Genomic DNA, 4,030 nt, shown 5'->3' with positions numbered 1-4,030 from the left:
CAGCTGGTCCAGCTGCCGGCGCCGCCCGGCCTGCGCGCCGGTCCCGTGCACCGCGGCGATCGCGGCCAGCGCCGCCTCCGTCTCCAGCACCCCGAGCGAGGGTGCCGCGGCGGGCGGGGGCAGGTCGCGCAGGGCCGCCGGGCCCACCCCGATCCGCCCGCGCCTCGACTCGCCGGACAGCAGGGCGACCGCCGCCGCGCCCTCGGCCGGTCCGAGCGCGCCCAGCAGTCCGGCCAGCAGCCCGATCTTGGCGTTGCGGGCCGGCTCGGCGGCGACGGCGCGGGACGTCTCGGCGACCAGGTGCAGCACGGCGGCCTCCTCGGGCTGGTCCGGCGGGTCCCCCGGCCGTACGCGCATGCCGGGCATCCCATGCTGGCCGGTCGTCGACTCCCGCGCCTGCCGACGCCCGCGGGTGGCCCCGGCCGCGGGTGCGCGGGAAGCTGGTCGGGAGGCCGCGGCCCGAGCGCCGGGCCGCCGAGCGAGGGCCGGAGGACACCATGACCACTGCCGCACACCCCGCCCGGCCCGTGCCGCGAGGTCCCCGGCCGGCCGAGACGCCGGAAGGCGAGTCGAGCACCAGCCACGAGATCTCCACCCCCGAGGCGCCCGAGCTGCACAACGCCTGGCCGGGCTGGGCCCCGCTGGCGCTGATCTCGCTGGTGGTGCTGGCCTGCGTGCTGTTCATGGTCGGCCGGATCTTCTCGATCTGAGCCGGTCCCCGGGCCGTCCCGTGCTGCCGGTACCCGGCCCGGGAGCCGACACCCCTGCCGATTACCATGTGTGACGTTCCGACTGCACATGGAAGTGGTGGTTGCGCTGAAATCCTTACGCCTGCTCCCGGCCGTCGCCCTCGCCGCGGCGCTGGTCTGCTCCGCCGCCGGCCCCGCAGCGCCGCTCGACGCCGGGCGGGGACCGGCCGACCCGGTGTACCCGGCGCTCGGCAACGCCGGGTACGACGTGCAGTGGTACGACCTCGCCTTCACCTACCGGGCCGACACCCGGCGGGTGGACGCCACCGCCACCGTCACCGCGCTGACCCTGCGGCGGCTGCCCCGCTTCGAACTGGACTCCGCCGGGCTGGACGTGCGCGCCGTACGGGTCCAGGGCACGCCGGCCGCGTTCCGCGCGCACGGCGAGAAGCTCGAGGTGGTGCCGGCCCGCCCGGTGGCGCCCGGCACCCCGATGGCGGTGACCGTCGACTACACGGCCGACCCGCACGCCGCCGGGCCGCACACCGGCTGGGTGCCCACCGAGGACGGGTTCGCCGTCGCCGGCCAGCCGGACGCCGCGCACACCGTCTTCCCGTGCAACGACCGTCCGAGCGACAAGGCCGGGTTCACGGTCAGCGTCACCGCCCCCGACGCCCTGTTCGGCGTCGCCAACGGCTCGCTCGCCGCGACCGTCTCCCAGGGCGGCCTCACCCGCCGCACCTACGTCTCGCGCGACCCGATGGCCTCCGAGCTGCTGCAGGTGTCAGTCGGCGACTACACGGTGGTGCGGCGCACCGGGCCGGGCGGCCTGCCGCTGCGCGACGTGGTGCCCACCCGCCGCGCCGCCGCCACCGAGCCGGCGCTCGCGCTGACGGCCGGCCAGCTCGACTGGCTGGAGCAGCGGCTCGGCCCGTTCCCGCTGGAGACCTACGGGCTGATGCCGGCCGACACCGACGATCCGGCGGCCTTCGACTTCACGGGCCTGGAGACGCAGACCCTCACCGTCTACAAGCCCGCCTTCCTGCTCCAGCCGGAGCAGAAGATCGGCGCGCACATGATGCACGAGCTGGTGCACTCCTGGTTCGGGAACAGCGTCACCCCCACCACCTGGGCCGACCTGTGGCTCAACGAGGGCCACGCCGACTTCTACGGGCTGCTCTACCGCTACGACCGCGGCTGGCCCGACAGCGGAGGCCTCACCACCCTGGACGCCCGGATGAAGGAGACGTACCGCCACGGCGACCAGTGGCGCCACGACTCCGGACCGGTCGCCGCGCCCACCGCCGCGAACCTCTACGACACCCAGCGCTACCTCGGCGGCGCCCTGGTCCTGTACGCCCTGCGGCAGGAGGTCGGCGAGCAGGTCTTCGACCGGATCGAGCGGGAGTACCTGCGCCGCTACCGGGGTGCCGACGCGGGCACCCGCGACTTCGTCGCGACCGCCTCCAGGGTGGCCGGCCGCGACCTCGGCCCGTTCCTGGACGCCTGGCTCTACGGCGACCGCACCCCGCCGATGCCCGGCCACCCGGACTGGGCCACCGGCCCGGCCACCGGGCGGCAGCGGGCCTTTGCCGCGGTCCCCCGCGGCAGCGGCACACTCTGAGGGCGGCACCCGGCGGGCCGCCCGCTCACCGGCCCAGGTCGGCCAGCACCTCCCGGGCCGCCCGCGCGCCGGAGGCGAGCGCGCCCTGCACCGACCCGGTCGCCCGGTGGTCCCCGCAGACGTAGCGGCCCGGCCCGAACCGGGTGGTCCGGCTGAGCAGCAGCGGCACCGGCATCGCCGGCAGCGCCGCCGGGATCCGGTACGTCGCCAGGTGCTCCCAGCCACCCGGGTCGCAGCCGTACAGCTCGCCCAGCCGGGCCCGGACGGCCGGCTCGTCCACCTCGGTGCCCAGCACCGAGGTGGACACCAGCGCCCGGCCGTCGCCGGACAGCCCGGGTGCCACCTGGGAGAGCACCACCGTGTTCAGCACCGGCCCGTCCCGGTCCACCACCAGCGTCGGCTCGGCCAGCGGCGGGCGGGCGGCGGCGTGGTACAGCGTGCTGACCGCCCGCATCGGCGGCACCGCGAGCCCAGGCAGCAGCTGCGCCGCGGTCGCCGGGTCGGTCGCCACCACCACCGCGGGGGCGGCGACCTCGCCGCCGTCGGCGAGCAGCACCCCGTCCCCGGTGAGCTCCGCGACCGGACACTCCGGCCGGACCGGCAGACCGGCCGCCAGCTGCTCGGGCACCGCGCCGATCCCGGTCTGCGGCAGGCACAGGCTGCCGCGCAGCAGGCTGCGCCAGACCAGGTGGAAGAAGCGCCCGGAGGTCTCCAGGCCGTCCTCCAGGAACACCCCCGCCAGGAACGGCCGCAGCAGCGACTCCACCCCGTGCGCGGAGATCCCGGCCGACCGCAGCGCCGCGTAGGTCGGCGCCTCGCCCGCGCGGCGCAGCAGCGCGGCGGGCAGCGCCGCGTCCCGGGCCCCGAGCAGCCCGAGCGCCGCCAGGTCGCGGGCCGAGGCCAGCTGCCGCAGGCCGGCGGCGTCGCGCGGACGCCTGGTCGGGTCGGCGAACAGCCCGCGCCCGTCCGGCCCGGCCACCAGGAAACCCGGGGTGAACGGGTGCAGCCGCAGCGCGCGCAGCGTCATCCGGCGCCGGACCTGCGGGTAGGAGGTGTTGAACACCTGGAAGCCGCGGTCCAGCCGGAACCCGTGGACCAGATCGGTGCGCATCCGCCCGCCGACCCGGTCCGAACCCTCCAGTACCAGGACCCGCAGGCCGCCCGCCACCAGGTCCTGCGCACAGGCCAGGCCCGCCAGGCCGGCCCCGACCACCACGGCGTCGACGGTCACGGCCGCGCACCTCCTCCGCTCGCCCGGCGGGCCTACCCGCCGCGGTGGGCCGCGCCGCCCGCGGCCCACCGCCCAGTCATACCCGCTGCCCGCTCCGGGCGCGGGGAGCCGCGCCCGCCGGATCCGGCGGCGTAGCGTGGGCAGCCGTCCCGTCCGGTCCGTCCCCGAGGATCCGCCGATGAACTCCCGTCTGCTCCGCCTCACCGGCGCCGCCACCGCGGTGTACGGGTTCGCCGTCGCCGCCCGCCCCGGGCTGCTGGCCCGGCCGTCGGGGCTGGCCGGGCCGGACGGCCGTACCCCGGACGCGGTCGCCGTCTGCCTGCGGCCGCTGGCCTGGCGGGACGCGGCCTGCGGCCTGGCGATGGCGCTGGCGCCGGATGCGCGGAGCCTGCGGACCGCCACCGTGCTGCGGCTGGCCGCCGACCTCGGCGACGCGGCGCTGCTGGGCCGGACCCTGCCCGGACGCGGGTACCGGAGGATGGCGGT

General features: G+C 77.5%; 4 protein-coding genes and 1 pseudogene. 3 read left to right on the top strand and 2 right to left on the bottom strand.

All coding sequences use genetic code 11. The features are described from left to right. Positions 1–357: pseudogene (locus AA75_RS33545) on the bottom strand (ATP-dependent DNA ligase); the annotation flags it as partial. A 140-nt stretch (positions 358–497) separates the two neighbouring features. Between AA75_RS33545 and AA75_RS33540 the strand changes: the two are divergent. Further along, positions 498–710 (top strand): DUF6480 family protein, encoded by a 213-nt coding sequence (locus tag AA75_RS33540; protein WP_033824128.1) that lies wholly within the window; start codon positions 498–500, stop codon positions 708–710. An 88-nt stretch (positions 711–798) separates the two neighbouring features. Next, positions 799–2,313, top strand: coding sequence for a M1 family metallopeptidase (locus AA75_RS33535; RefSeq protein ID WP_149038526.1), 1,515 nt, complete (start codon positions 799–801; stop codon positions 2,311–2,313). Positions 2,314–2,338: 25 nt separating this feature from the next. On the opposite strand, the gene AA75_RS33530 is transcribed toward AA75_RS33535, so the two are convergent. After that, positions 2,339–3,544 carry an NAD(P)/FAD-dependent oxidoreductase gene (locus AA75_RS33530; protein ID WP_033824127.1) on the bottom strand — a complete coding sequence of 402 codons (1,206 nt, stop codon included), beginning with the start codon at positions 3,542–3,544 and terminating at the stop codon, positions 2,339–2,341. Positions 3,545–3,722: 178 nt separating this feature from the next. On the opposite strand from AA75_RS33530, the gene AA75_RS33525 reads away from it, so the two are divergent. Then, on the top strand, positions 3,723–4,030 hold a 308-nt coding region (locus AA75_RS33525; protein ID WP_051813937.1), incomplete at its 3' end, for a hypothetical protein.

Source organism: Kitasatospora sp. MBT63, from assembly GCF_000710465.2.
Lineage (GTDB): Bacteria > Actinomycetota > Actinomycetes > Streptomycetales > Streptomycetaceae > Kitasatospora.
This window is presented reverse-complemented; position numbering and strand designations above follow the sequence as displayed.